This is a genomic window from Listeria ivanovii subsp. ivanovii, from assembly GCF_900187025.1.
Taxonomy (GTDB): Bacteria; Bacillota; Bacilli; order Lactobacillales; family Listeriaceae; genus Listeria; species Listeria ivanovii.
On the sequence record NZ_LT906478.1, the window covers coordinates 354,330 to 378,305 of the forward strand.

At 35.6% G+C, this 23,976-nt stretch carries 26 protein-coding genes and 2 pseudogenes; 19 read left to right on the top strand and 9 right to left on the bottom strand.

What is annotated here, in order from left to right; translation table 11 throughout:
• Positions 1-16 precede the first annotated feature (16 nt).
• A complete protein-coding gene (locus tag CKV67_RS01705) occupies positions 17-439 on the top strand; it encodes a YqfB family membrane protein (protein WP_014091854.1) in 423 nt (140 codons plus the stop codon).
• A 47-nt stretch (positions 440-486) separates the two neighbouring features.
• Here the strand turns inward: CKV67_RS01705 and CKV67_RS01710 are convergent, their stop codons facing one another.
• The 6 genes from CKV67_RS01710 to CKV67_RS01735 form a co-directional block, all read right to left on the bottom strand.
• Positions 487-1,329 (bottom strand): polysaccharide deacetylase family protein, encoded by an 843-nt coding sequence (locus tag CKV67_RS01710; protein ID WP_014091855.1) that lies wholly within the window; start codon positions 1,327-1,329, stop codon positions 487-489.
• A gap of 13 nt (positions 1,330-1,342) precedes the next feature.
• On the bottom strand, positions 1,343-2,194 hold the full coding sequence (rsiV, locus tag CKV67_RS01715) for an anti-sigma-V factor RsiV (protein ID WP_014091856.1): 852 nt from the start codon (positions 2,192-2,194) through the stop codon (positions 1,343-1,345).
• Complete coding sequence (locus CKV67_RS01720) at positions 2,184-2,687, bottom strand: RNA polymerase sigma factor SigV (protein WP_014091857.1); 504 nt, start codon at positions 2,685-2,687, stop codon at positions 2,184-2,186. The genes rsiV and CKV67_RS01720 overlap by 11 nt, the downstream gene beginning before the upstream one ends.
• Before the next feature lie 211 nt (positions 2,688-2,898).
• Entirely contained in the window at positions 2,899-3,534 is a 636-nt protein-coding gene (locus CKV67_RS01725) for a cyclic nucleotide-binding domain-containing protein (RefSeq protein WP_014091858.1), read from the bottom strand.
• Positions 3,535-3,650: 116 nt separating this feature from the next.
• Positions 3,651-4,958, bottom strand: coding sequence for a glycosyltransferase family 2 protein (locus CKV67_RS01730; RefSeq protein ID WP_014091859.1), 1,308 nt, complete (start codon positions 4,956-4,958; stop codon positions 3,651-3,653).
• Positions 4,955-5,467, bottom strand: coding sequence for a hypothetical protein (locus CKV67_RS01735; RefSeq protein ID WP_025279738.1), 513 nt, complete (start codon positions 5,465-5,467; stop codon positions 4,955-4,957). The genes CKV67_RS01730 and CKV67_RS01735 overlap by 4 nt, the downstream gene beginning before the upstream one ends.
• A gap of 188 nt (positions 5,468-5,655) precedes the next feature.
• Between CKV67_RS01735 and CKV67_RS01740 the strand changes: the two genes are divergently transcribed.
• Positions 5,656-6,339: an NlpC/P60 family protein gene (locus CKV67_RS01740; protein WP_014091860.1), complete on the top strand. Its 684-nt coding sequence runs from the start codon at positions 5,656-5,658 to the stop codon at positions 6,337-6,339.
• Between the two features lie 61 nt (positions 6,340-6,400).
• Positions 6,401-6,809 (top strand): annotated as a pseudogene (locus tag CKV67_RS01745) (GNAT family N-acetyltransferase).
• Positions 6,810-6,814: 5 nt separating this feature from the next.
• Here CKV67_RS01745 and proC read toward each other — a convergent pair.
• A complete protein-coding gene (proC, locus tag CKV67_RS01750; protein WP_014091861.1) occupies positions 6,815-7,615 on the bottom strand; it encodes a pyrroline-5-carboxylate reductase in 801 nt (266 codons plus the stop codon).
• Positions 7,616-8,418: 803 nt separating this feature from the next.
• Between proC and CKV67_RS01755 the strand changes: the two genes are divergently transcribed.
• The 13 genes from CKV67_RS01755 to CKV67_RS01810 all read left to right on the top strand — a co-directional run bounded on the left by CKV67_RS01755 (position 8,419) and on the right by CKV67_RS01810 (position 17,051).
• On the top strand, positions 8,419-9,666 hold the full coding sequence (locus CKV67_RS01755; protein ID WP_025279739.1) for an LPXTG cell wall anchor domain-containing protein: 1,248 nt from the start codon (positions 8,419-8,421) through the stop codon (positions 9,664-9,666).
• A 122-nt stretch (positions 9,667-9,788) separates the two neighbouring features.
• Positions 9,789-10,439, top strand: a complete 651-nt coding sequence (locus tag CKV67_RS01760; RefSeq protein ID WP_014091863.1) for a GntR family transcriptional regulator — start codon at positions 9,789-9,791, stop codon at positions 10,437-10,439.
• A 17-nt stretch (positions 10,440-10,456) separates the two neighbouring features.
• Positions 10,457-11,083, top strand: a complete 627-nt coding sequence (locus tag CKV67_RS01765) for an efflux RND transporter periplasmic adaptor subunit (protein ID WP_014091864.1) — start codon at positions 10,457-10,459, stop codon at positions 11,081-11,083.
• A 23-nt stretch (positions 11,084-11,106) separates the two neighbouring features.
• A complete protein-coding gene (locus CKV67_RS01770) occupies positions 11,107-11,781 on the top strand; it encodes an ABC transporter ATP-binding protein (protein ID WP_014091865.1) in 675 nt (224 codons plus the stop codon).
• Complete coding sequence (locus CKV67_RS01775; RefSeq protein ID WP_025279741.1) at positions 11,778-12,944, top strand: ABC transporter permease; 1,167 nt, start codon at positions 11,778-11,780, stop codon at positions 12,942-12,944. Before CKV67_RS01770 ends, CKV67_RS01775 begins: the two co-directional genes overlap by 4 nt.
• A gap of 18 nt (positions 12,945-12,962) precedes the next feature.
• Positions 12,963-13,106, top strand: coding sequence for a BH0509 family protein (locus CKV67_RS14585; protein WP_014091867.1), 144 nt, complete (start codon positions 12,963-12,965; stop codon positions 13,104-13,106).
• Between the two features lie 71 nt (positions 13,107-13,177).
• On the top strand, positions 13,178-13,660 hold the full coding sequence (locus tag CKV67_RS01780; RefSeq protein ID WP_014091868.1) for an SRPBCC domain-containing protein: 483 nt from the start codon (positions 13,178-13,180) through the stop codon (positions 13,658-13,660).
• A gap of 168 nt (positions 13,661-13,828) precedes the next feature.
• Positions 13,829-14,245: a DUF4064 domain-containing protein gene (locus tag CKV67_RS01785; protein WP_014091869.1), complete on the top strand. Its 417-nt coding sequence runs from the start codon at positions 13,829-13,831 to the stop codon at positions 14,243-14,245.
• Positions 14,236-14,649 (top strand): hypothetical protein, encoded by a 414-nt coding sequence (locus CKV67_RS01790; protein ID WP_025279742.1) that lies wholly within the window; start codon positions 14,236-14,238, stop codon positions 14,647-14,649. The genes CKV67_RS01785 and CKV67_RS01790 overlap by 10 nt, the downstream gene beginning before the upstream one ends.
• 106 nt (positions 14,650-14,755) lie before the next feature.
• Positions 14,756-15,763 (top strand): inorganic phosphate transporter, encoded by a 1,008-nt coding sequence (locus CKV67_RS01795; RefSeq protein ID WP_014091871.1) that lies wholly within the window; start codon positions 14,756-14,758, stop codon positions 15,761-15,763.
• Positions 15,764-15,778: 15 nt separating this feature from the next.
• On the top strand, positions 15,779-16,159 hold the full coding sequence (locus CKV67_RS01800) for a VOC family protein (RefSeq protein ID WP_014091872.1): 381 nt from the start codon (positions 15,779-15,781) through the stop codon (positions 16,157-16,159).
• A 64-nt stretch (positions 16,160-16,223) separates the two neighbouring features.
• On the top strand, positions 16,224-16,616 hold the full coding sequence (locus CKV67_RS01805; RefSeq protein WP_014091873.1) for a DUF1149 family protein: 393 nt from the start codon (positions 16,224-16,226) through the stop codon (positions 16,614-16,616).
• A 12-nt stretch (positions 16,617-16,628) separates the two neighbouring features.
• The gene (locus CKV67_RS01810) at positions 16,629-17,051 is read left to right on the top strand and encodes a NusG domain II-containing protein (RefSeq protein WP_014091874.1); all 423 of its coding nucleotides are present in this window, start codon (positions 16,629-16,631) and stop codon (positions 17,049-17,051) included.
• 140 nt (positions 17,052-17,191) lie between these two features.
• Here the strand turns inward: CKV67_RS01810 and ppsA are convergent, their stop codons facing one another.
• Both ppsA and CKV67_RS01820 read right to left on the bottom strand, forming a co-directional pair.
• Positions 17,192-19,792, bottom strand: a complete 2,601-nt coding sequence (ppsA, locus tag CKV67_RS01815) for a phosphoenolpyruvate synthase (RefSeq protein WP_014091875.1) — start codon at positions 19,790-19,792, stop codon at positions 17,192-17,194.
• A gap of 198 nt (positions 19,793-19,990) precedes the next feature.
• Positions 19,991-20,862 (bottom strand): annotated as a pseudogene (locus tag CKV67_RS01820) (hypothetical protein).
• Between the two features lie 325 nt (positions 20,863-21,187).
• Between CKV67_RS01820 and CKV67_RS01825 the strand changes: the two are divergent.
• From CKV67_RS01825 to CKV67_RS01835, 3 genes are all read left to right on the top strand, one after another.
• On the top strand, positions 21,188-21,367 hold the full coding sequence (locus tag CKV67_RS01825; RefSeq protein WP_014091876.1) for a hypothetical protein: 180 nt from the start codon (positions 21,188-21,190) through the stop codon (positions 21,365-21,367).
• 26 nt (positions 21,368-21,393) lie between these two features.
• The gene (locus tag CKV67_RS01830) at positions 21,394-22,203 is read left to right on the top strand and encodes a ZIP family metal transporter (protein ID WP_014091877.1); all 810 of its coding nucleotides are present in this window, start codon (positions 21,394-21,396) and stop codon (positions 22,201-22,203) included.
• Positions 22,204-22,484: 281 nt separating this feature from the next.
• Positions 22,485-23,876 (top strand): polysaccharide deacetylase family protein, encoded by a 1,392-nt coding sequence (locus CKV67_RS01835; RefSeq protein WP_014091878.1) that lies wholly within the window; start codon positions 22,485-22,487, stop codon positions 23,874-23,876.
• Positions 23,877-23,976: the final 100 nt, after the last annotated feature.

The window sequence follows — 23,976 nt, forward strand, 5'->3', positions numbered from 1 at the left end:
AAAGAAGGTGTTGTAAGTGGATTGGAATAAATTCATAGAGGGTGGTTGGGAAGGCATTGTTGTTATCTTGGGGATACTCGGCTTTGTCGGTAGTATTTTTAACCATTCAAGGGCCGAGGCTAAAGAAAAAGCCAAGAAAGCTGCCCCTAAACCAAAACACGTCCATACACAAACTACTAGAAAGCCCACCAAAAGAAATGTAACACAAGGGACTTTTACGCAAAGTAAACAAAACAAAGAGCTCGCAGAACAACAAGCGGCACTGCAACATTCGCTTAAAGAAGTGGAGCGAGAAGCAAACCGCAAGAAAAAAGCAAAATCTATCCATAGCGTGTCTTCTACTCATAAACGTTCACGCCGATTACGCGGACGTTTACAAGAAGCTATTATTACCAAAGAAATTTTGGATAAACCGGTCTCGCTACGAAAAGACCGTTAAAAAACCAGTGATTCTCTAAACTTGGAGAATCACTGGTTTTTTGGATATCATTCTTTAAATATTTCTGTAAAAGGTATTTTTTCAGTATAAGAATTAAAACGATAACCTTTTTCTTTAAGCTGTTTAATAATTGTCGGTAATGCTTGAAGGGTGTTTTTCCGTTCATGGAATAAGATAACTAAAGGTTCGTTACTTTGCTCTAAATTTTTCGCTTGTGTCATTACTGATTGGATAACACTATTTGAATCGTCTTTATAACGCCAATCATTACTATCTATATTCCAATCAAGCAGCTTAAAGCCTTTTTGTTTCACATTTTGATACTCACCAGCTGTCAAATAAGTACTACCATAAGGTGCGCGGACTAGGTTTGTTGTGATACCTGTTTTATTTTTTATATCATTTTTTAAACGTTCCATTTCAGGAATAAAAGTAGGATTAGTTTTTCTGTAAAGTAGATTAGCATCATGCGAATAACTGTGTAAACCAACGCTATGTTTGGATTTTACAAGTTTAGAAGCTGTTTCTGGTTTCAGTTGATTTAAACAATTACCTACAAAAAAGAATGTTGCGGGAACTTTTTCTTTCTCCAAAACAGAGATAAATTCGTTTAAATAGGTAGTTGGACCGTCATCAAAAGTTAGGAATACGGTTTTTCCATCAATTTTTACGGGAGCTTCGACTTTATTCGGTTTTAGTTTATCTGTTATTTTTTTAGTAACCTGCTTTTGGACTTGCTGTTCTTTTTCAGGGGCTCTACTAGAAACACTAACTTCTTCGTTGAAAATAAAACTTTTTACTACAAGGACTAGACTTATAAGGCAAATAGGAATTAGACAAATTAATAAAAATAGTAATAGGTTTCGTTTGTTTGATTTTTTTCTGTGCATAGGTGACGCTCCTTTATTTTATGAATTTATTATCTTTGAGGCAACTTTCAATGTTACTAGTAGGAATTACGAACTCAATATTGCCCATATAACCTGGAGCAATTTCATATTTGTTAAACGAAATAACAAGTTGATGTTGAGCGTTAATATAAAAGCGTTTTTCTAGATTTTGAGCAGAAAAAGATGGTTTCCATTCATTAATATCCCAGTAAATTTTTTCGGGATTTCTAGACATTTGTTCTTTTACTTGGAAGAAAATATTATCTTTAATGAGCTTTACGTAACTGTCGTCTTTAAAGAGGTCATGTAGTTGCAAGATTTTTTGGTTTTCTTTATCTAAGTTGAGATAATTATATTCTGTGTAGCTGCTGGCCCTGATTTTTTCTGTTGTAAGTCGGATAGTAAGAAGTTGGTTTGTATTCGTTATTTCTTTAAAGCCACTTGAAATTTGAATATGTTCATTACCGCTTGCTAGTTCTGCTTTGTATTCCTTCAAAAGTTTTTCACCTGTATCGTCATAAGCTTTATTAATATCTTGCTCTAATTTCTTTTCTTCAAGTCCTTGTATTTTAGGTAGTTTTAAGGAGATTTCTGTTTTTGCCGTTTTTTCTGTATGTTCTGTTCCTACAAAAACTTGGACAATATTTTTCAGAAGAGGGACTTGCATCATTGCCTGAGCGACTGCTGAATTAGTAGAAATGCTGATAATAAAGATAGCAAATCCAATAGCTACGGTTGTTAAAATACTTCGTTTAAAAGTAAAGAATTTTTTTTGTGGCTTTTTATGCAATGACTTTTGAATAATCGCATCTAATTCATCAGGAATTGGTATATTTTTATAATTCTGTCGTAATTTATTCATCATTATTCAACTCCTCTTTGTTCAGGTTTTGTCGAAGTAGTTTGATTGCCTTATAAAGCCTTGTTTTGGTAGTACTTAGGTTTCGATTGATGATATAGGAAATTTCTTCTAGGCTCAAGTCTTCAAAGTAGCGCAAGATGATTACCGTTTTATATTTAATTGGCAATTTTTCTAATTGAATTTTTAAATCAATATTTTCATATTTATCTTCTACTAGCCCGTTTAAATGGACTAATTTATCTTGATTCATAACAATTATCTTCTTATTTTTTCGAAGATAATCAATCGATGTGCGCACAACGATTTTGTAAAACCAACTTTTCAAGGAATCTTTATTTTTAACAGTGTGTAAACTGATAAGTGCTTTTTGAATAGAGTCTTGTATAATATCGAGTGCATCCGCTTCTGACTTCACATAGCTAAATGCTAATCGATAGAAATCTGCTTTATTCTCCGTAATACAATCTACGAAATAATCTTGCATGTCTTCATTCATTTCAGGGTACTCCTCTCACTATCCATATAATAGACGAATAACATTAGTTAAAAGTTTGTTTTTTTTTCAAAAAATTATTTAGTTCCTGTTATTATCATATAGGATTTAAGAAATTTAAAATACTACCAAAAAAGACTACTAACTCTACAAATAACTGGAGAATTAGTAGTCTTATTTTTAATAATTAGATTTATATTTGTTTAAAGCACTATTAAATTGTAGTAGCAGTAACAAACACTTTTTCTTTTTTTTGTTTCACTTGATCTGTTTCTTCTAGAATTTCTAATTTATTATATAAGTTTTTTCGAGACATTGCGCCGTACTGAGCCATTTTTGTTTTATTTAAAAAGTTTGGGACTTCGTAATAATCTCTCGTTGCTTCTTCTTCTGTTTTTGTTTTCTTACATAGTCGTTGCAAAGTGTAAACAATTCGTTCGTCAGCTGGTAAATCATGTTTCATTAATTCAAAACATAGAGCCGCTGAGTTAGAAAGGACAGACGTTAATAGCCATTCCATATAAGATGCTTTATTAGCGGCAAAATTTAAAAAGTATTCCCGGTCGACAAAGACAATTTTTGCTGTTTGATCACACACCAGTTTTAGTTGCATGTCGACATTCATATCAAATGGAGATAAAAAGACAATATCGCCACTAGTGAAAAATTGTAAGATTTGTGTATTTTGATTTTCTAGGTGTAGGGTTCCTTTTTCAAGAATTAAGAAGTGTTTCAATAAATGACGATTTTCTAAAGTTTGACCTTCTGATAATGTATCGTAGGTGACCCAGTCTTTATCAGCTTTACTAACTTCTAAATCTTCTAAAATAACTTCTAATTGTTTGTCCATAATATCCTCACCTATCCTTATATATAGAATAACATCCTAGTATGAGAGTTAATCTGTATACATATAAGGCTTAGATGAAAGTTTGCAAAGAGATTATTAAAATTAGATGAGAAAGCTTATTTTTGACGTCGTTCTGGGCTAGTCCAAACGCCTGTCCCGAAACCTAAAATCGTCTTAACAGCAGGGATAAAGGTCATCAAAATCGTTACAGCATTCATAATCCAATAAAACAATAAGTAAAGCGGTGTGAATAAGAAATATTTTAATTTATTTCCTTTATCATCAATAAGCAAGGCGGCGAGGAGTTGTAAAATTCCAGCAACCATTTCGAAGCAAACGAAAACAAAGGCGACGGTAAGCATGAACAAAATTTGCTGTGTGTCCCAAATGAAAAGCAAATAAATAAATCTGGCAAAGAAAATCGCACTAGATATCCAGAAAAAAAACGTCCAAGAAATACTCAATGTTTGGTCAACGAAGAGGGAGGTCCGGCCAATATTTTGAAACGGATGCCGGAGTACCTTTTTGAAATTCGTCAGCCAAACTTCAGTACCTCCTTTTGCCCAGCGTTTGCGTTGTTTGTAAAGCATGTTTAATGTCTCTGGAACTTCCATGAAAAAGATAATATCCGTTGCAAAAAGAGAGAGCCAGCCGTCAAATTGGTGATCCCAAGCGATACTAATGTCTTCTGTTGCTCGGTCTTGTCTGAACATCCCAACGTCCATTAAGGCGTCTTTACGATACATCGTGTTTGCGCCACTATAAGCATAAATAACGCCAAATACACTCGTTTGTGTCCGCTTAATAATGCCGACTATACTAGAGAACTCCACAGTTTGCGATTTACCAACTAAAGTGGAGCGGTTTTGCACGTCCATATTAGAAGTAACCGCAGCGATATTATGCGCATCCTCGCGAATAAAGTAATTAACATATTTCCATAACGCATCAGGTTCAGGGACCGTATCCGCGTCATTACTTAATATCAATTCCCCTTTCGCGAAAGCTGTCCCGATATTGAAGGCATGCGCTTTTCCTTTGTTTTTCTCCATTCGGACAACGCGAAGATTATCGTATTTTCCCATTAAGCGATCTAAAATAGCTGGGGTAGAATCAGTGGAACCATCATCTGTAACCAGAATCTCGTAATTTGTATAATTGATTTTGTTCATTAAGTATTCAATCGTATCCTCAATCACAACTTCTTCGTTATGAGCTGGAACCATAATCGTAATAAATGGTTCGACTGTTGCTGGGATATCCGTCCAATTCTTCTGCTTGTATTTGAATAAAAAAGTATAACAAAACGCACCAACGAACCATGCAAATCCGCCTAAAATCGGGTACGTTAATAAAATGACGAATAAAAAAGTAATGAAAATATTAATTGCTGGAATCCCAGTATCAATTACACTTAGATTCATTTTAAAGGTACCTCATTTTTTTCGTATAAGTCTCTGATAGTGGAAGTCTGCATGTTTTTTTCTTCCGGAATAGAAATGAATTTGGTCGCTTCACGATCTGCTTTCGGACCAAAGTTTTCTGTGAAGTATTGTTCTAAAATTTCTTTACGAGTATCCAATATTTCTTCATCATAGGTCTTCTTTTTTTGTAATAAATTTTTAAAACGTTTATTATTTCGATACGTTAATACTAAAAAGAAAATAACTATAAAGATTGCAGCTGCTAATAAAAATTCATCCATCAGTTGGAAAAGTCGTATCGCCGTTTGGAATGCATCAAAGACAATCACTTTATCTTTGAAAAAAAGGATTGGAAATAAAACTAGCCCAAACGGTAATAACAAGCCAATCCAAGCAAGAATCGTAACTAATAATTGCTTCACCTTTAACCAGATATGTCCTTTTTCAAAGAAGGCATCTTCAATAAATTCTTCATTCATTTCTGTGCGTGTTGCTTTTTTTTCAGTCATTAAATCACCCCTAGTAATTAATCTCTCTATAAGGAAGGTTCCCATTTACAATGAAAATAAACTTTTAGCTTTGTTTAATAAGTATGAACTTAAACTGTTACACAATAACGCGAAGTTTTAAAATGGCTGTAGTATAACTGTAACATTGAGCTGATATGCTAGCATTATATAAAAAAGGGGTGCGTGGATTGAAAATAATAGCAACGAGAAGAAAGCTTTTTTTTGCGTTTATAGCTTTAATGATTTCTTTTTCAGTACTATTTTTACCAACAAATAATGCATTTGCAGCGACAACATACAAAATGACAACTACAGCCGATGTTAATATCCGCACAACAGACAACACAAAAGGGAAAGTCATCGGATTTTACAAAAATGGGACAACCGTTACTTTTACTGCAAAAACAAAAAACAATTGGTATAAAACAATTTATAAGGGTAAAGTTGGTTACGTATCAGGGAAATGTGTTATTACATACAAAGCACCTGTTGCTTCGACACAAAGCTTTACTGCCTTAAATAATGAAGCTAAAAAACATATCGGCAAACGATACAAGATGGGCGCAACTGGTCCAAGCTGTTTCGATTGTTCAGGCTACACGCAATATGTTTACTCTAAAGGAATCAAAAAATCTATCCCACGGACTGCCAAACAACAATACGCTTCCGCTAAGAAAATTAAAGCAAGTGAATTGAAAAATGGGGACTTAATTTTCTTTAATTATGGTAAAGGTATCGCACATGTTGGTATTTACGTTGGCAATGGCAAAATGCTAAATGCCCAAAATAATGGCGTGAAATACGATTCCGTCACATCTGGCTATTGGAAAAAATACATTGCCGGCTATGGTCGTGTAACAAATTTAAAATAAATGACAAAACGTCACTAATCTATAGTGGCGTTTTTTTTGCAAAATAAAAGGAGGAATAAAAATGACATTTCGAATAAAAGAATTACCGCTTGAGGAAGTAGAATCAAAAGTAGTGGAGGGACTTCTGAATCACAAGACGCGATTTGGGTACAGTATACCAAAAAGTGATGCAACCTATGTTAGTTTTGCGGCACTGAATGATGCTTTAGAAATAGTTGGTGGGGTTACTTGCAAAAATAAGTTACGGAGAATTACATGTTTCGCTTCTTTCAGTGGATGAAAGCCAGCAAGGAAGTGGCTTGGGGACTGGAAGTATACGGAAAAATGCACCATTGCCACTACATTTCATTAACAACCTTTAGTTACCAAGCTCCGGAATTTTATAAAAAGTGTGGTACACGGAGCTTGGTCGTATTCAAAATTTTCCTTTAAAAGGCGAAGAAAAGTATTTTTTCGGTAAATATTTATAATTAACTTACATCGAACTATTTTTGGAAGCAGCTGCTTGAACAGCATTTATTACAGCCGAACGAAAGCCGTTATCTTCTAAAGATTTCACTGCTTCAATCGTTGTTCCACCAGGAGAAGTGACCATGTCTTTTAATTTACCAGGATGTTCACCAGTTTCGAGCACCATTTTTGCGGAACCAAGAACTGCTTGTGCCGCAAATTTATAAGCTTTATCGCGTGGTAAGCCATTTAACACAGCTCCATCTGCTAAAGCTTCAATAAACATATAAACGTAGGCAGGAGAAGAACCGCTCACTCCAACTACTGCATCCATCAAACTTTCTGGAACAACTTCTGTTTGACCAAAACTTGTAAAAATTTTAGAAACTATCGCTGTTTCTTCAGCAGTTACACTTGTGTTAGGCGAAATAGAGGACATACCTTCGCCTACTAGTGCAGGTGTATTTGGCATGACACGAATAATTTTAGTTTCTGGTATAGTTTGTTTTTCTAAATCGGCAATGGTTATTCCAGCGGCAACGGAGATAATTATTTTTTCCGGAGTAAGTTTATCTTTGATGTTAGTTAATACTTCTGAAATAGTATATGGCTTGACCGATAAGATAATGATATCAACTGCTTCTGCTAGTTTTTTGACGTTAGTTGTTAGCTGTATGCCTTTGAATTCCGTTTCCAGCGGTTGTAATTTCTCAATATTTCTACCACAGACAAATAAATTTTTTCTATCAATAAAGTCTGTTTTTGCAAGACCACGAATCATTGCTGTCCCCATATTTCCTGCACCGATAAATCCAATTTTAGTCATTCTTCATACTCGCCCCTATCAATCTTTTTTTCTATTATCTCACGTTGGCTGGCTTTGTCCAATTTTGGATGATTATCATGAGGAAAATGTTGTACCCTTGTTTAGGATTTAGGAAATAAGTGCTTAAATAATGATTTTTGGTAATTAAAATTGTTTTTTTCAATTCTAAACGTTTAATTTCGAACATTGGCAGATGAGCAATGCTAACAATTCCGATTATAATATACTTTTTGCTTGTATCAAGGGATAAATATAGCGGAAATGTGTCTAAATCTATATGTTTGACAACTAAAAATAAACATTTTAAAGTATATTGTTTTGCATTAAATTGATATATAAATTGTAAAAAGAAACTTTGGTTTTTATTTTGAAAGCTAATGTTTTTAAAAATGAAAGCGGTATAAATGGCGCTTTTATCAGCTATAATTAACTTTGGATGTAAGTTCCAACTACATAGTATAGCGAGGTGAAAAAAATGACTTATTTTCTACAATTACTAGGAAACATTTCTGGCGCATTCCAATTACCAGATGTTACCGAAATTCTTAATAACCTAATCAGAGGGATTTTTGGTTGATTAAAAAATTAAACTATTAAAAAGGAGGCTGACACATAATGACTTACTTTCTACAATTACTAGGAAACATTTCTGGCGCAGTACGTTTTCCAGATGTTACTGAATTTTTAAACAACTTGATCAAAGGAATCTTTGGTTGATTCTTACCAGAATAAGCTGAAAAATAGGGTTAAGGCTTACTTAACCCTATTTTCTTTAAGAAGCAAAAAAGGAGGATATTAAATCCATGAAAAAAATAATCGCATTATTAGCAACACTTGCTCTTTCATCAATGGTTGTTTTTAATTTTATTCCAGGAGTTGTTGCCAGTGCAGCAAATACGGCAGAGAAAAATTTAACATATAAAGACCTAAAAAGCGGCACTTATTTTGTTGGTTATGAAGATGTACAACTTGAAAAAGGCAAATCTTACAAATATTCAGTAGGGTGTGAAGCAAATGTTGATATGACAATGACAAATACGGTTACCGGTCAATCAGCAAAATCAGGTTTATTTATGCCGAATTCTTCCGGTGCTGAAGTTAATAACAATGATGTAACTCGCACAACTCGTAATGTAGTAGATACTGCAGATGCAAACAAAAAAGTTTTCGTGCATACTTTTGAATTTACAGCAAATGAAAATATTAAAGCAGATATCGGTGTGTTTTTAACAGCAGGTTCCGTTATTCCAACAGCTCCAGAGACTACTGTTATTTGGAAAAATGTATTAGTGGTTAACGAGACACCTCAAGCAACTCCGCCTGTAATTAATGCAACAGACAAAACAATAAAACAAGGCGATGCTTTTAATCCACTTAATGAAGTAACTGCAACAGACGCAAAAGATGGCGACATTACAAAAGATGTTAAAGTAACAACAAATGCCGTAGATACAAATAAGGCAGGCGTATATGACATCGAATATAGTGTTACAAATTCAAGCAAGCTTACAACAACTAAAGGCATTAAAGTGACAGTAGAAGAAGTAGCTTTAACAGCCAATACAGCACCAGTCATTCATGCTAAAGACCAAACTATCAAAGATGGCGATGCGTTCGATGCTTTAAAAGGTGTTACAGCAACGGATAAAGAAGATGGTGACTTAACAGCTAAAATTAAAATTACAAAAGATACAGTGAAAAATTCAGAAAAAGGTGTTTACCAAGTCACTTACACAGTATCAGACTCTGGAAATTTGTCGGCATCACTGACAATTAAAATAACTGTCACCCAAGATGGAAAACTGATTATCGAGCCAGCTAAACCGTCTGAACCAACTGAACCATCTAATGGACCGAATAATGCTAAAAAACCTACAGAAAATCCATTAAAATCTCAAAAGCCTTCAAATGTAACAAAAACGACGGAGGCAGATGTAAAAGCGAAAAAAATACCAAAAACAGGAGATAACTCCATGATTTGGATAGTTCTTTCTGGGCTAGGCTTAGCTGCAATTGGTATAACTACTTACCGAAAAAAAACAACTAGATAAATTTATCATCAGTGAAAAGAGTATTTAAGTTATATGCTAAGTACTCTTTTCATTAGTTAGATGATAAAATGGCATTGTAGAGCGAAATGTTGCTTGCCCTACATAAAGGAGGAGAATGACTTATGCCAAAAATCGCAAAAGGTGATCGGTTGGAGAGTGTTGCTTTTGAGTACATTAAAAATAAAATCACAACTGGAGAATATCCAACGGGGTATCGGGTAGTAGAGGCAAAATTATCCCAAGAACTAAATATGAGCAGAACACCAATTAGGCGAGCTATTATCAATCTATGCCACTCTGGGTTTTTAGTGCATCAGTATAATCGGGGAGCTTTTGTTCAAAATACAGAAATAAATATAACGGAATTTTTTTCACGAATGAAGTTAGTGGAACTTTTAGTATATGAAAGTACGGAGAAGTTAGTTTTGCGTGAAGATTATATTGTAGTGGATGACATTATTAATATTGCGGAAAAAGTGATTTATTATGAGAAGAATAGAGAATATGAATTAATGCGTGGTGCTTTTGAAGATTTCATTAGTATTTTTATTGGGAAATTAAATAATGATTATTTTAATCGGGTTATCCAAGACTTATGGAATGAAGTGCACGATAACGCAACAAATGAAGTGAAACTAATTGTTGTGTCGGCAAGTGATAGGATTTCAGAAGAATTATCCAATATGATTGAAATTCTAAAATCATGGAATTATACACAACTTAAAGAATGCTTTCAACATATTATGAATGCAATGATTTTAATTGCTTTTTAAAGAGAGGTTTCTAACTATTGAAAAAAATAAGCTGGTTAATTATTATACTGATTATCATTGCTGGATCAGTAGGCTATTATTTTATAAAAGAAGACGAAAAAAAGGTTCCACAAGCAGTCAACTATAAAACAGTGAAGGCAGAAAAAGCAGATTTACGCGTATATGTTTCTGCGGAAGGCCATGTCGTAAAAATAGCTAATAAATGGCCGGACTATAAAGATTTTGCTGTTCAAATTATGGTTGATGAGCTAGAAATAAATCAAATAAAGGAGAAACAAACAGCCGAAGTACATATCGAAGCAGTAGAAGACACCGTATACAAAGGTAAAGTTGCAGAAATAAATGATAAAGGTGTGATAAATGGATCAGTTACTTCTTATGCAGTCACAATAGATTTAGATAATGAAGCGAGTCTAAAAGAAAACATGTCCGTCAGTGCAGATGTGCTCGTAGCCTTAGAGAAAAACGCACTGATTACCCCAATTGAAGCAGTACATACCGACAAAACAGACAAAACATATGCGTATATCATTGGCGAAGATAAGCAAAAAAAGAAAATATGGATTGAAACAGGTAAACATAACACTAAGTCCATCCAAGTATTAAAAGGTCTTGAAGAAGGGCAGCCTGTGATTATTCCTTAGAATTGATGGGAGCTAAATGTTACATGATACAGCTAGTTAATATTTTCAAGTCATACCAAATGGGAGACAACAAAGTAAACGCATTAGATGATGTGTCTTTTTGTATAGATTCAGGAGAGTTTATTGCAATTATCGGTCCTTCTGGTTCAGGAAAATCTACATTAATGAATATTCTTGGCATACTAGATAAGGCGAGTTTAGGAAAATATTATTTAAAAAAGACAAATTTAACAAAATTATCGCCAAAAAAAGTAGCGAAAATTAGAAATGAAATGATTGGATTTGTTTTTCAGCAATTTAATTTATTGCCAAGACTTACCGCATTTGAAAATGTTGAATTACCGCTAATCTATCGAGGTGTCGACAAAGCTGTGCGAAGACGAAAAGTCTTGAGAAGTTTAGAGCGAGTGGGTTTGTTAGATATGCAAAAACACTTACCGACACAACTATCGGGCGGACAACAGCAACGTGTCGCGATAGCCAGAGCGATTACAGGAAATCCAGAAATTTTATTAGCAGATGAACCAACAGGAGCTTTAGATTCCAAAACAGGTGAAGAAGTGATGGCTTTACTAAAAGAAATTCATCAGGAAGGTAACACGCTAATTATAATTACTCACGACATAAATATTGCTAAACAAGCAGAACGAATATTAGAAATAAAAGATGGAAAACTCCGTGAATGGAATGAGAAATGAAAATTTACCAAAACGTAAAATTAGCTTTAAAACAACTACGCTCCTCTAAATTCCGTACTTTTTTGACGATGCTCGGAATTATTATTGGCGTTTTTTCCGTTATTTTACTTGTTTCTATTGGTGAGGCTATCTCAAAGAATGTATCGACTCAATTAGGGGATATGGGAAGTAATTTGGTGTCCGTGAGTTTTTCATCTAATAGCTCTAATGACAAATTCACCTATAAGGAAGCGACGAGTCTTTTAGCTAACAACGAAATTGGCTCTCCAGAAGTATCGCAAACAAAAGCAGTTAGAAGTAGCGAACATACAGAAGAGATGCAAGTGACTGGTATAAATGAAGCTTATTCAGATATAAAAAATGTAGAACTAACAGCAGGGCGATTTTGCTCAGAAGTAGACATAAACTACGCTCAAAAAGTAACCGTCATTGGTTCTGATATTGCTAAAACCTATTTTAAAGAGCGAGATCCAGTTGGGAAATATATCCGAATTTCTGGAGTGAGGTATTTAGTTATTGGTGTGCTAAAAGAAAAAGGAGAACGCTTATTTAGCTCAACTGATAAGCAATTATTTATTCCAATTACTTCCGCAGAAAGACTTTTTAAGACAGATTCAATTAATTTATATTATATTCAAGCGAAAGATACTAAAACTGTCCCAGATGTGGTCAATCGAGTGAAGCAAAATATGAGTCAACTTTTTCCAAATGAGATAGATAGCTATAAGGTTGTTAACCAGCAAGCGGCACTGGATACTTTTGACAGTATTACGAAAACATTAACATTTGGACTAGGTGCAATCGCAGGGATTTCTCTTTTAGTTGGTGGGATTGGGATTATGAATATTATGCTTGTATCCGTATCAGAACGCACTAGAGAAATTGGTATTAGAAAAGCAATTGGAGCAAGAGATGGTGATATTTTGTTGCAATTTTTAGTGGAAGCTGTCGTGCTTAGTTTGCTTGGCGGGGGGATTGGGATTATATTCGGAGTTCTTTCTGCTCAATTAGTCACAATTTTATCTGATTTTGAAATGTCTGTTTCAGCTTCTACTATTCTTTTGGCAGTCGGTTTTTCGATGTTTATAGGAGTTTTATTTGGTGTAGTTCCAGCTCGTAAAGCATCTAAGAAAATGCCGATAGATGCTTTACGTACAGAATAACTAGAGGAGGCGTTTTTGATGAAGAACGAGCAAAAAGCAAATGACTCATGGGTTTTAGTCGAAATTTTAAGTTTCATAACTAATGTGGAACGAAAACGACTCAGAGAGCTTAGTTATGAAGAATTGGAAGCACTATACGAGCGAGTGGTGAAGGAACGCTAGAGCGAATCGTTCTTTTTGCGCTAATCACTAAACTATGCGAAAATGAAAGCAAATTGCTAGGGGTGATTCGGATGAAAGAAAGCATTGAAAAGTATGCGAGTAAATCTACTAAGGTTAAATTTGAACTAGAAATAAATGCTCCAGTTACAAGTGTTTTTGAACTATTGACTACGAATGCAGGATTAGTTCAGTGGTTTGATGAACTAGAAGTAGGCGAATCTGGCCCTAGTGGACACCTTCTTTTTGTAATGACGCCTGAAGAAAAAATAACAATGCCGATTTTAGCTTGGGAAACGAATCGAATATTGAGTTTTGAATGGGATGAAGATAATGTCACTTTTGAGTTATCTGAACTGGCAGAAAACAAAACACTAGTAACTTTCACCGAACAACTTCAAATAATTACTGATCATACTCCAAGAGACGTTTCTGGCTGGCATGTTTGTTTGAAGAAATTACAAGCAATAGCCAAGGGAAGTAAGTACGATTTTGATAAAACAGAGTTCGAGACCCTTTTTTTAAAGTATCAAAAAGTATTAAATGATGAAAAATAAATCGATATCGTCAAGCTGTAAATGAAGTGAAATTTGCTTTGTTTACGGCTTTTTTTAAAGGAAGTGGCTTTTTCGTGAATTTTTCGTGAATATTTATACTTTTCCATTTGGTCAAGCATGATTTCGTGGTACACTGTAGGGAGAATAAATAAGCAGATGGAGGATTTAATGAATAGACAAACAGAATTTATTTTACTAATTATTGGTGCATCATTTAGCATTCTAACTTTTTTCGGGGCTGCTTTATACGCGGTTTTATTTGGATTTAGCACGCTTGTGATGTATGCAGAGCCCGCATCCTATAGCAGTGGTGAAGATACATTTATGGTTGGCTTATTTACCTTTTTTGCACTCGTAGCGGCTTTTTTCGCTTTAGTTTCTGCAGTTTTCGGATTTATCGGTGCATTTAAAATTAAAAATAACCATGCAAAAGTAAAAGTTTTTGGAATTTGCTTTATTGTTTTAGGTGGATTACAAATTTTCACTATTTCCGGAATTTTATTTTTAATTGCTGGAATTTTAACAGTTAGCAAAAAGGAATATAAAACAAATTATATAGAAGGTGAGGGGACAAAATGGGAGTAGCAGTACTTTTTCCAATTTTTTTAATATTTGCGACGATACTGGGCTTAGCAGCAAAAGCGCTTTTAGCTATTTGGGTTTATAAAGATGCCGAACAACGCGGAATGAACGCGATTCTTTGGTGTATACTTATGGTTTTCGTCAATGTATTTATTATTTTGGTGATTTATCTAATTATCCGCAGAAAAGGCGAAGTAATGAAAAGCAATCTAGGGCTACTAATTAGTGGGATTGGTGTGGCTGTTGTTAACACAATGATTGTTATTATCTGCTTAGTTGGCTTCATCTTTTTCGTAGCAAACGATGGTGGTATGCACAATATGATGGACGGGCATAACTATGATGATGGCTACAACTATGACGACAGCTATGATTATGATACTGACAGCTGGAATGACGAATTATAATGAAACTAACGAGAATCTGTTGCTAAGATAAGAACAGGTTCTTTTTATTTTATTGTAAAAAGGGGTATATAGTACAAAAAGGAATTTCGACAAGGAGAACTGCTGAATGGATACGGTTATTTTAATTACGATTATTATCGTTTTTATGGGATTGGCGTTTGACTTTATAAATGGATTTCATGACATTGCGAATGCGGTGGCTACAAGTATTTCGACGAGAGCATTAAAACCTCGAGTGGCAATTGGCTTAGCGGCGATTATGAATTTTCTAGGAGCGATTTCGTTTACAGGGGTAGCAGAGTCACTCACGAAAAGCATTGTTGATCCATTTTCGCTTAATAATGGCGAATTTGTTGTGCTTTGTGGGCTGATTGCGGCGGTTATTTGGAATTTGATGACATGGCTAGTTGGAATGCCTAGTAGCTCCTCACACGCGCTGATTGGTGCGATTGCTGGGGCATCGATCGCTTCTGCTAGCAGTTTTAGTGTACTTAATTGGTCTGGATTTACCACAATTATTATCGCGCTGATTGTTTCGCCAATTATTGGTTTTACAGTGGGATATTTGATTTATTCGCTCTTTAAAAATCTTTTTCACGATAAAAAATTAGGTAAAATGAACCGCCGTTTTCGTTTTATTCAAATTGGAACCGCGGCAATGCAAGCATATTGGCACGGAACGAACGATGCACAAAAAACGATGGGGATTATTACGCTAGCTTTAGTGGCTAGTGGTCTTTTGCAAGAATCAGCAGGAATCCCATTTTGGGTACAATTAAGTTGTGCGGCCTCGATGGCAATTGGTTCATCGGTAGGAGGATACCGGATTATCAAAACAGTTGGAACGAAAATTATGAAGATTACTCCAGTCACAGGAGTTGCTTCTGATTTAAGCTCACTGTCTGTAATCATGACAGCCACTCTTATCCATTTACCAGTCAGTACAACGCAAGTAATTGATAGCTCGATTATGGGGGTTGGAACAGCCAATCATAAAAAAGAAGTGAACTGGCGGACGGGTAAAAATATGGTAGTGACTTGGTTTATAACTTTACCACTTGCGGGACTTTTAGCTGCCGTTGTTTACTGGATTTCAGCAGCGCTTTTTTTATAACTAGGAGGATTTTTGATGAAAATAGAACATATCGCATTATGGACAAGCAATTTAGAAAAAATGAAAGATTTTTATGTCACTTATTTTGGGGCAATAGCCAATGATGTATATGAAAATAAAACGAAAGGCTTTTCGTCTTATTTTTTGACTTTCGAAACGGGTGCTCGACTAGAATTAATGAAACGTACGGATGTATCAGAAGAAGTAGCCGGTGAAAAATTAGGTTGGGCGCATATTGCGATTGCAACAGAATCGAAAGCGACAGTTGATACACTGACAGAAGAGCTAAGAAAAGCAGGGTTTGAAATTCTAGGTGAAGCAAGAACAACAGGGGATGGTTACTATGAAAGTGTCATCGCGGATCCAGAAGGAAATCGAATCGAAATCACTTGCTAAAAGAATTTGTCACAAACTAAAATATCCTGTAGTATACAGGTATACATTATAATGAGGTGAATTTGTGGATATAGTGACGAATAAAATAGTCGTAGAAAAATACAACTTTGAAACAATTTTGGAAGAAAACGGTCAAATTGAAAATAAAATTGAATTAGAAGTCCATGAAGTAGAACCAATCGGCGGCAATGAGGAACTAATGGCTAAAGGGAAATTTTTCAAAATAACGATTCCGTTCGTATTAGCACTTGAAAAATTTCGAGTTGATGGCAGAATCAGCCGTATCGTCCAAGTGAAAGATTATTTTGGTCAGTTTTCAGAATTAGCAATTCCAGATGTAGAAGGTTTATCTAACCCATTAATTGATTACATCAAGCGCTTAACATACGATGTGACCGAAATTGCGTTTGATGAGCCAGGGATTAGCCTTGATTTTAACGCTAATCATAAGAGCTAGTTAGGAGAGAATATGCGTCAATATATGAAAATGGTACGCCCGTTTGATTTTGTTATTATTGTTATACTAATTTTGGGCTCATTTTTACCATTGATACTTTTTACTGCAGCTGAAGCAAAAACAGCCGGCGATGAAGTAGTAGCAATCGTTTCACAAGACGGGAAAGTTATCCGCGAAATTATGCTAACTGGCCATCAAGGAAACGAACAATTCACCATTAAAGGAAAAGGCACCCAGTATAACTTAATGGAGGTGGACGGCGAACGCATCAGAATTAAGGAAGACAATAGCCCAGATCAAGTAGGTGTGATGATGGGCTGGAAATCGGATCCTGGTGATACCATTGTTTGCCTCCCGCACAAAGTTTTTGTGGAAATCAAGTCGGCAAATAAAGGCAGTAACGATCCAGATACGGATTTGGTTGTACCGAATTAAGAAAATCATGGGATATATTAGTTCAAAATGAAAATAAGCAGGAATCTTGTATATTCCATTTTTCTTAAATGGCTCTATACAAAGATTCTTGCTTTTATATTTTGGGGAATCAATTTCCAGCTATGACAAAATTTTAGGGACTATTTTAGTATTTTTATATAACCTTCTGTACCATTTACTAGAATGTGTTGACCATCTTTAATTAGTTTGGTAGCATTTTCAACTCCAACAACAGCTGGCAATCCATATTCTCGGGCAATAACTGCACCGTGCGTCATCAACCCGCCAACCTCGGTGATAAGACCTTTTATAGAAACAAATGTCGGTGTCCAGCTTGGGTCAGTGAACGCAGTAACTAAAATATCTCCAGGCTCTAAATCGGCATGTTCCATATCTAAAATAACGCGAGCACGTCCTTCGATAATTCCAGCAGAAACTGGTAATCCGATGAGTGCTTTTTCTGGAAGATTGTCGCGACTATATTTTCCGGTAATTATTTCGCCATCTGATGTGATAATGCGCGGTGGAGTTAGTTTTTCATAAGAAATGAAATCGTTTTTCCGGGTAGTGATAAGGGCATAATTGACTGTATTTGTACGAACCACTTCTTGTAATTCATCGAAATAAAGAAAATAAATATCTTCTTTTTGCTTAAGAATACCGTGTTGAACAAGTTGCTCAGCAGTTTTTAGTAAAGCTTGTTTATAAATGAAATAGCGATTTATCATCCCGTATTTAGGGTATTCACGGTATCCGATAAAATGACGTAAAACAGCTATTTTAGTTTTAGCATCAGCTACTTTTTGTGCACCACCAGGCAGTTGCTTTAGATGTTCTAAAATTTCCTGTTCTTTATTTCTGGAAGCAATTTCCCCTTGTTCGAATTTTTGCTTACTTGCATGTGGCTCAAAGTTTTTAATGTTACTTAAAATTAGTGGGATGAGTGTGGTTGGATTTTCTATCCAGCGAGTTTTTGTTAAATCGATTTCACCAGGACAACGCATGCCGTATTTAGTCAGATATTTTTCGATGGCGGTTTTTGCTTCTTTTCCGCCAGTCAATGTGTCTAGTTTATCTAAAAAATGAATGTCGCTTGTTTGCTCTAAATAGTTGATTACGACTGGGTGTGGCCGAATAGCATCTGCTACATCTAATAGTTCTAATCCCATTTGCGAAGTGATGTTATTTGGTGCGGATTCAGATAAAGTGTCCGCAACGTTTTTTTCGTCTAGCCACAAATTAATGTGTTCATTTAGCCAGGCAGATGCGTCCATACCGGCCATAATTGCATCAATACTTGTAGGATTAAAGAGGACATTTTTTAATTCTTGGAGGTCTGCTATGATAAAATCGAATAATTCAGCACCGTTTTTCGATTGGATGGTTAGTTGTAGTTTTTTTAGCGACTCTTGGTTCTGCATTATTAGTTCGGAAACAACGGAAACATCTGGAACTGTTCGATTTGCAAGTTTTACAGGTGATGGAACATGTTTGTTCGTAGAATCTTCAGGTTGCATTTTGATGAAATTTTTACGTCCGATAATGGTTTGTAAAGCGTCTTTCATAAGTGGATCTGATTGGCCGAGTGAGTTGACCATAATATCTCGAGTAGTTGGAGAGGAGAGGCTTTCGGTAATATCTACAAATAGTCTTCCGCCGGCGGGATACATGGAAGCTGGCGTTGTCATTAGGTAAAAAGATAAGCCAAGTGGTTTCATAGCATCTGTCATCATCTGTTGGTGAGCGACGGATACATAAACATGATTTTGTTGATCGCCAACTTCTGGAACTGGAAATAATGTAGTAATTGGGCGGCTTTGGACGAGATAAAAAACGTTATCAACTAAACACCATTCGATATCTTGTGGTTTTCCAAAGTAAGATTCGATTTTTCTGCCAAGTTTTGCAAGTGATAATATTTGCTCATCAGACAGTGCTTGCTCGGTTTGTTTTGGAAGGTCGACTTGGCGTATTTCGGTTCCGCCGTTTGTTTGACCGTAAATAGCGATTTTTTTGGTTGCAATTATTTTTTCGGTAATTTTATTTTCTTCTACTTTATAAGCATCTGCAGTTACTAAACCAGAAACGAGTGCCTCACCTAGTCCAAAACTAGCATCAATAGCTACTGTTTTTCGATTAGAAGTAATCGGATCTGCTGTAAATAAAATACCCGATGCATTTGGGAAAACCATTTGTTGGATAACGACAGAAGGATATACTTTGTTATGATCAAAACTATTTTGAATACGGTAAATAATCGCGCGTTCGGTAAATAAAGAAGCCCAACATTTGCTAATATGTCGAAGTATTTCTTTTGCCCCAATAATATTTAAATAAGTATCATGCTGACCAGCAAAAGAAGCGTTTGGTAAATCTTCCGCAGTTGCACTAGAACGAACAGCGAATGCTTCTTGATCATTAAATTCTAAAAGAACTCGGTTAATTTCATTGACTATGTTACTAGAGATAGGTGTATTTTCAATAATTGTACGGATAGCCTTGCTTACTTCACGAATTTCCGAAAGATTATTTGTTTTTAGAGTAGTGAGTTGTTTGAATAATTCCTGAAAGTTATCGTTTTCGTTGAAGTTTTTTTTGTAAGCTTCTGTGGTGATGCAAAAACCTGGTGGAACTAGATGGCTATTAATCTTAGAACACGCACCTAAATTTTTTCCTTTTCCGCCGACAAGTGATTGGCTTGCTTCGTCAATCTCTTGGAATTTTAGTACATATGGTTTCATTTGGCTACCTCCAAATTTGTGTAAAAATTTTTCTTGACTAAAAAGGAAAATGTAATGTATAATTAGAATAGGAGTTACTTTACACAAAATAATAATGTTGATATATCTATATAAATTTACCATAAATACAACCTTTTTTCAATTAAAATTCAACAAAAATGCAAGATTCCTAATTCGAAGGAATCTTGCATTTTTTAGTTATTCGAATCCGCAAAGTGTAAATCCTTGTGCTTTTGCTTCATCAACAGTTACAGCTGTTTCACCATTGGAGTTATTTAATCCTCGGCAGTCTTGACTGTAATGATATTTCGATCCTGTAGCAGTGATGTAGACTGTTTCTCCTTGTTTGTTGCTAGTATCTGGTTGTGCTGCAGCTGCAGCTCGTTTTGCTTCAGCTTGTTTTGCTTCCGCAGCCTTGGCTTTTTCAGTAGCCGCACGTTCTTGTGCCGCTTTCTTTTCAGCGGCAACTTTGGCTTCCTGTGCTTTTTTCTCTTCCGCAGCCACACGTTCACTTTCTACTCGTTCGGCTTCTGCTTTTTCAGCAGCGATGCGTTCCTCTTCGGCTTGTTTCTCCTCAGCTAATTTCGTTTGATAACCGGTACTTAAAGCTAAGGAAAGTGGCTGTTCTTTTGTTTTACCATCGATTTCAATGGAAAGGACAGCTTCTTCTGGTTCGTCAAATTCAGTGATGGAAAAAGTGAATGCTCCTTGCTCGTCTGCGGTAGTTACTTCAGTTGGCTTGTCTTCAAAAATAAGTGATACATTAGCCCCGGGATTTGTTTCGCCTTCTATGACGATCGTCCCATCATCGTTAGTAGAAAATGCAGTTTCCGCTTTTAATACTGGCTTAACGTTTACTTTCTTTGTTTTCTCTTCTTGTTTCGGTTTTTCATTTGATGCCTCTTCGTTGTCTGAGCTTGGAATTATTCCAAACCCAATAATAATCGCTAAAATAGAGCTAATGATAACAATTTGTGTTTTTCTACGAGGCCAACTTCTCTGTGGCGCAAAATTCCGAAAATTAGTACACCAATACCTGCTAAAAATAGTAAAACTCCGAGTCCCGTCATATTAATCTCCCTCTCCCTTTTTATATGTAACAACTTTATTATAATATGAATGTGACTAAATACACAATAGCAAGAGGAATTATTTTATTAAACGTTCGACTAATGCGTTTAAATAATATTCCGCTGATGGTTAATAGAAAATATGATAGGAATGAAATAAAAAGCAAGTTTTGCTAAATCTTTTAAATTATTTTTGATGGAAATGAGTCTTCATTGATAGGTTTTACATGGAGTATGTTACAAACTGCCTAAAAAGAACTCTCTTGAATAATCATACTAATTGCTTTATTATGAAAGGAAGACAAGTTTTTTGGAGGTGCGAAAAATGACGAAATCTCTAGACGAACTCGGTGTTAAAGCAGAACAAGTTGCACGGAAAACAGGGGAAGTTGCCGGTACAGTAGCTAAAGTATCTATTTATGGTTCTATATGGGTTGCAAAAATCGGGGTGGATAAATCGCGAGCTTTTGTTAAAGGCTTTAAGCAAGGTTGGTCGGGCAAATAAAAGCATAGGAAAAGGGAGAAAGTGACTTGTTAAATTATTTATCAACACTAAATCCGGTATTATTAGCTCTACTTGCTGGGATATTTACCTGGGCATGTACAGCTGCCGGCGCATCACTCGTATTTTTCTTTAAAAATTTGAATAAAAAATGGGGCAATGTAATGCTTGGGTTTGCTGCGGGAGTTATGCTAGCTGCGAGTTTTTGGTCACTACTTGCCCCGGCAATTGAAATGAGTAAAGACATGGGAAGATTTTCCTTTATCCCAGCACTCGTCGGTTTCTTATTAGGTGGAATTTTCTTGCGTGCGATTGACCGGATTATTCCGCATCTGCATTTTGGCTTTCCGGAACAAGCAAAAGAAGGGCCAAAAACGTCTCTTCGAAAAAGCATCTTGCTTGTATTGTCGATTACGATACACAACATTCCAGAAGGTGCAGCAGTGGGAGTTGCCTTTGGGGCAGTTATCACAGGGGATACAGAGACATTAATTACTGCAATTGTACTAGCTCTTGGGATCGGGATTCAAAATTTTCCAGAAGGTGCAGCGGTATCGATACCGTTACGTGGGGAAGGTTTGTCTCGGGGGAAAAGCTTTTGGTACGGTCAATTATCGGCTGTGGTAGAACCGATTTTTGCAGTCCTCGGTGCTGTTTTGGTAGTTTTTGTAACACCGATATTACCATATGCGCTTGCATTTGCCGCAGGAGCGATGATTTTCGTTATTGTAGAAGAATTAATACCAGAGTCCCAGGTCGAAGGTTCTACTGACTTAGCAACTGCTGCGACAATGGCGGGGTTTGCTGTGATGATGGTTCTAGATGTAGCGCTTGGATAAATGATATCCAATTCTTTTTGTGTGAAAAAAATTAAACATTTTATATTTGCGGAATGTAACTATTTAAGGTAAAATTAATAGTGAAACATTTCACAATACGCTAGTTTTCAGGGGTAATCCTGTAACTATAAATTCGGCACGGACAAAAGCTCCCACTTTATCCGTGCCTTTTTGGTGCTTTTATACTATTTTCGATTTAACACTAGAAACCTATGTGATTTCCTGTATAATTATGTTATGAGAAAAGCTGGGGAAGGTTTTTCTTAGGTGAGGTGGATTTTGTGAAGGTTAAATGGATTAGGTTACTCATTGCAGCCATTCTCATTATTGCCGTGGTGTTCCTTGGTGTGAAGGGATTTCAAAAATATCAATATATGAAATCACGCAATAAAGTAATCGCGCAAATGGATAAGCTAATGGAAGAAAAAAATGGAAGTGATTTTCGTAGGTCGGATAAGAAGGAAGATGGAATCGAAATAATTTCATACATTCCCAAAACAGTAAAAAAACAAGACAACAAAACGATCCAAAACGAAATGAAAAAAGCCACAAATTTAGAGAAAAACAAGCTTAAGGATAAGGAAGGGATTCTTTTTTATACTTATCAAAAGCAAACGTTGGCTAAAAACGCAATATCTTATAAAGTGGACCAATATGAGTACGTTAAAACTGGAAGTACTCAATTAACACTCAAAAGCGAAAAAGATATTTGCGCGAATTTGGTAACAGATGCTGACACAGGTGAGTTACTAACTCTAGGGAATGTTCTAATAAAGAATGATGAGACTAAATTAGACGTTAAAACTATGTTAGAACAAGAAATTATTAAATCAGGGAAAATTCCTCTAAAAGATATTGGGAATCTTGGGGAAGTAAAAAGTTTAGCCAATTGGGACGACACAAATTTTGGGTTAACAAGCACAGAGTTGATTTTACCAATTGAAGTTCCAGGCTATCCAAAAATAAAACAAGTGAAATTAAAACTTGCTGATATTGCTAGTGACGTGAATAAACGTTATTTACCAGATGATATACAGATTCCTGCAACACCAAAAGCAAAATCAGGTAAAAAAATTGCCCTTACTTTTGATGATGGTCCGAGTCCGTCAGTTACGCCAAAAGTTTTGGCAACACTTAAGCGATATAATGCAAAAGCGACTTTCTTTGTTCTTGGTTCTCGTGTAATAGAAAATCCAGGTTTAGTAAAACAAGAATTAGACGCTGGACATCAAGTGGGGAGCCATTCATGGGATCATCCGCAATTAACTAAGCTTTCTAAAAAAGAAGTATATGACCAAATTCTAAAAACGCAAAAAGTGGTGTTCGATCAAACGGGATATTTCCCAACCACGATGCGTCCGCCTTATGGTGCAGTGAACAAAGAGGTGGCTGAGGAGATTGGTATTCCAATCATTCAATGGTCCGTAGATACAGAAGATTGGAAAATCCGAAATCCAAAATCAGTAACAATGAAAGTCCTGGCTAATGCGTCAGATGGAGCGATTGTATTAATGCACGATATCCATCCGACAACAGGGGATAGCCTCGATAAAACATTAGAACTACTGAAAAAACAAGGCTATCAATTTGTTACAGTAAACGAACTTTATAGCGAGAAATTAAAAATTGGTAAACAGTATTTTGATGAAAGTGAATCCAGAATGGTGAAATAAAACTGTAAGCAAAGTGAGAAATCATTTTGCTTACAGTTTTTTTGTTACCAAAAGTGAAATAAATAACTAAACTGACAAAAATGTAAGTATATTCATCTGA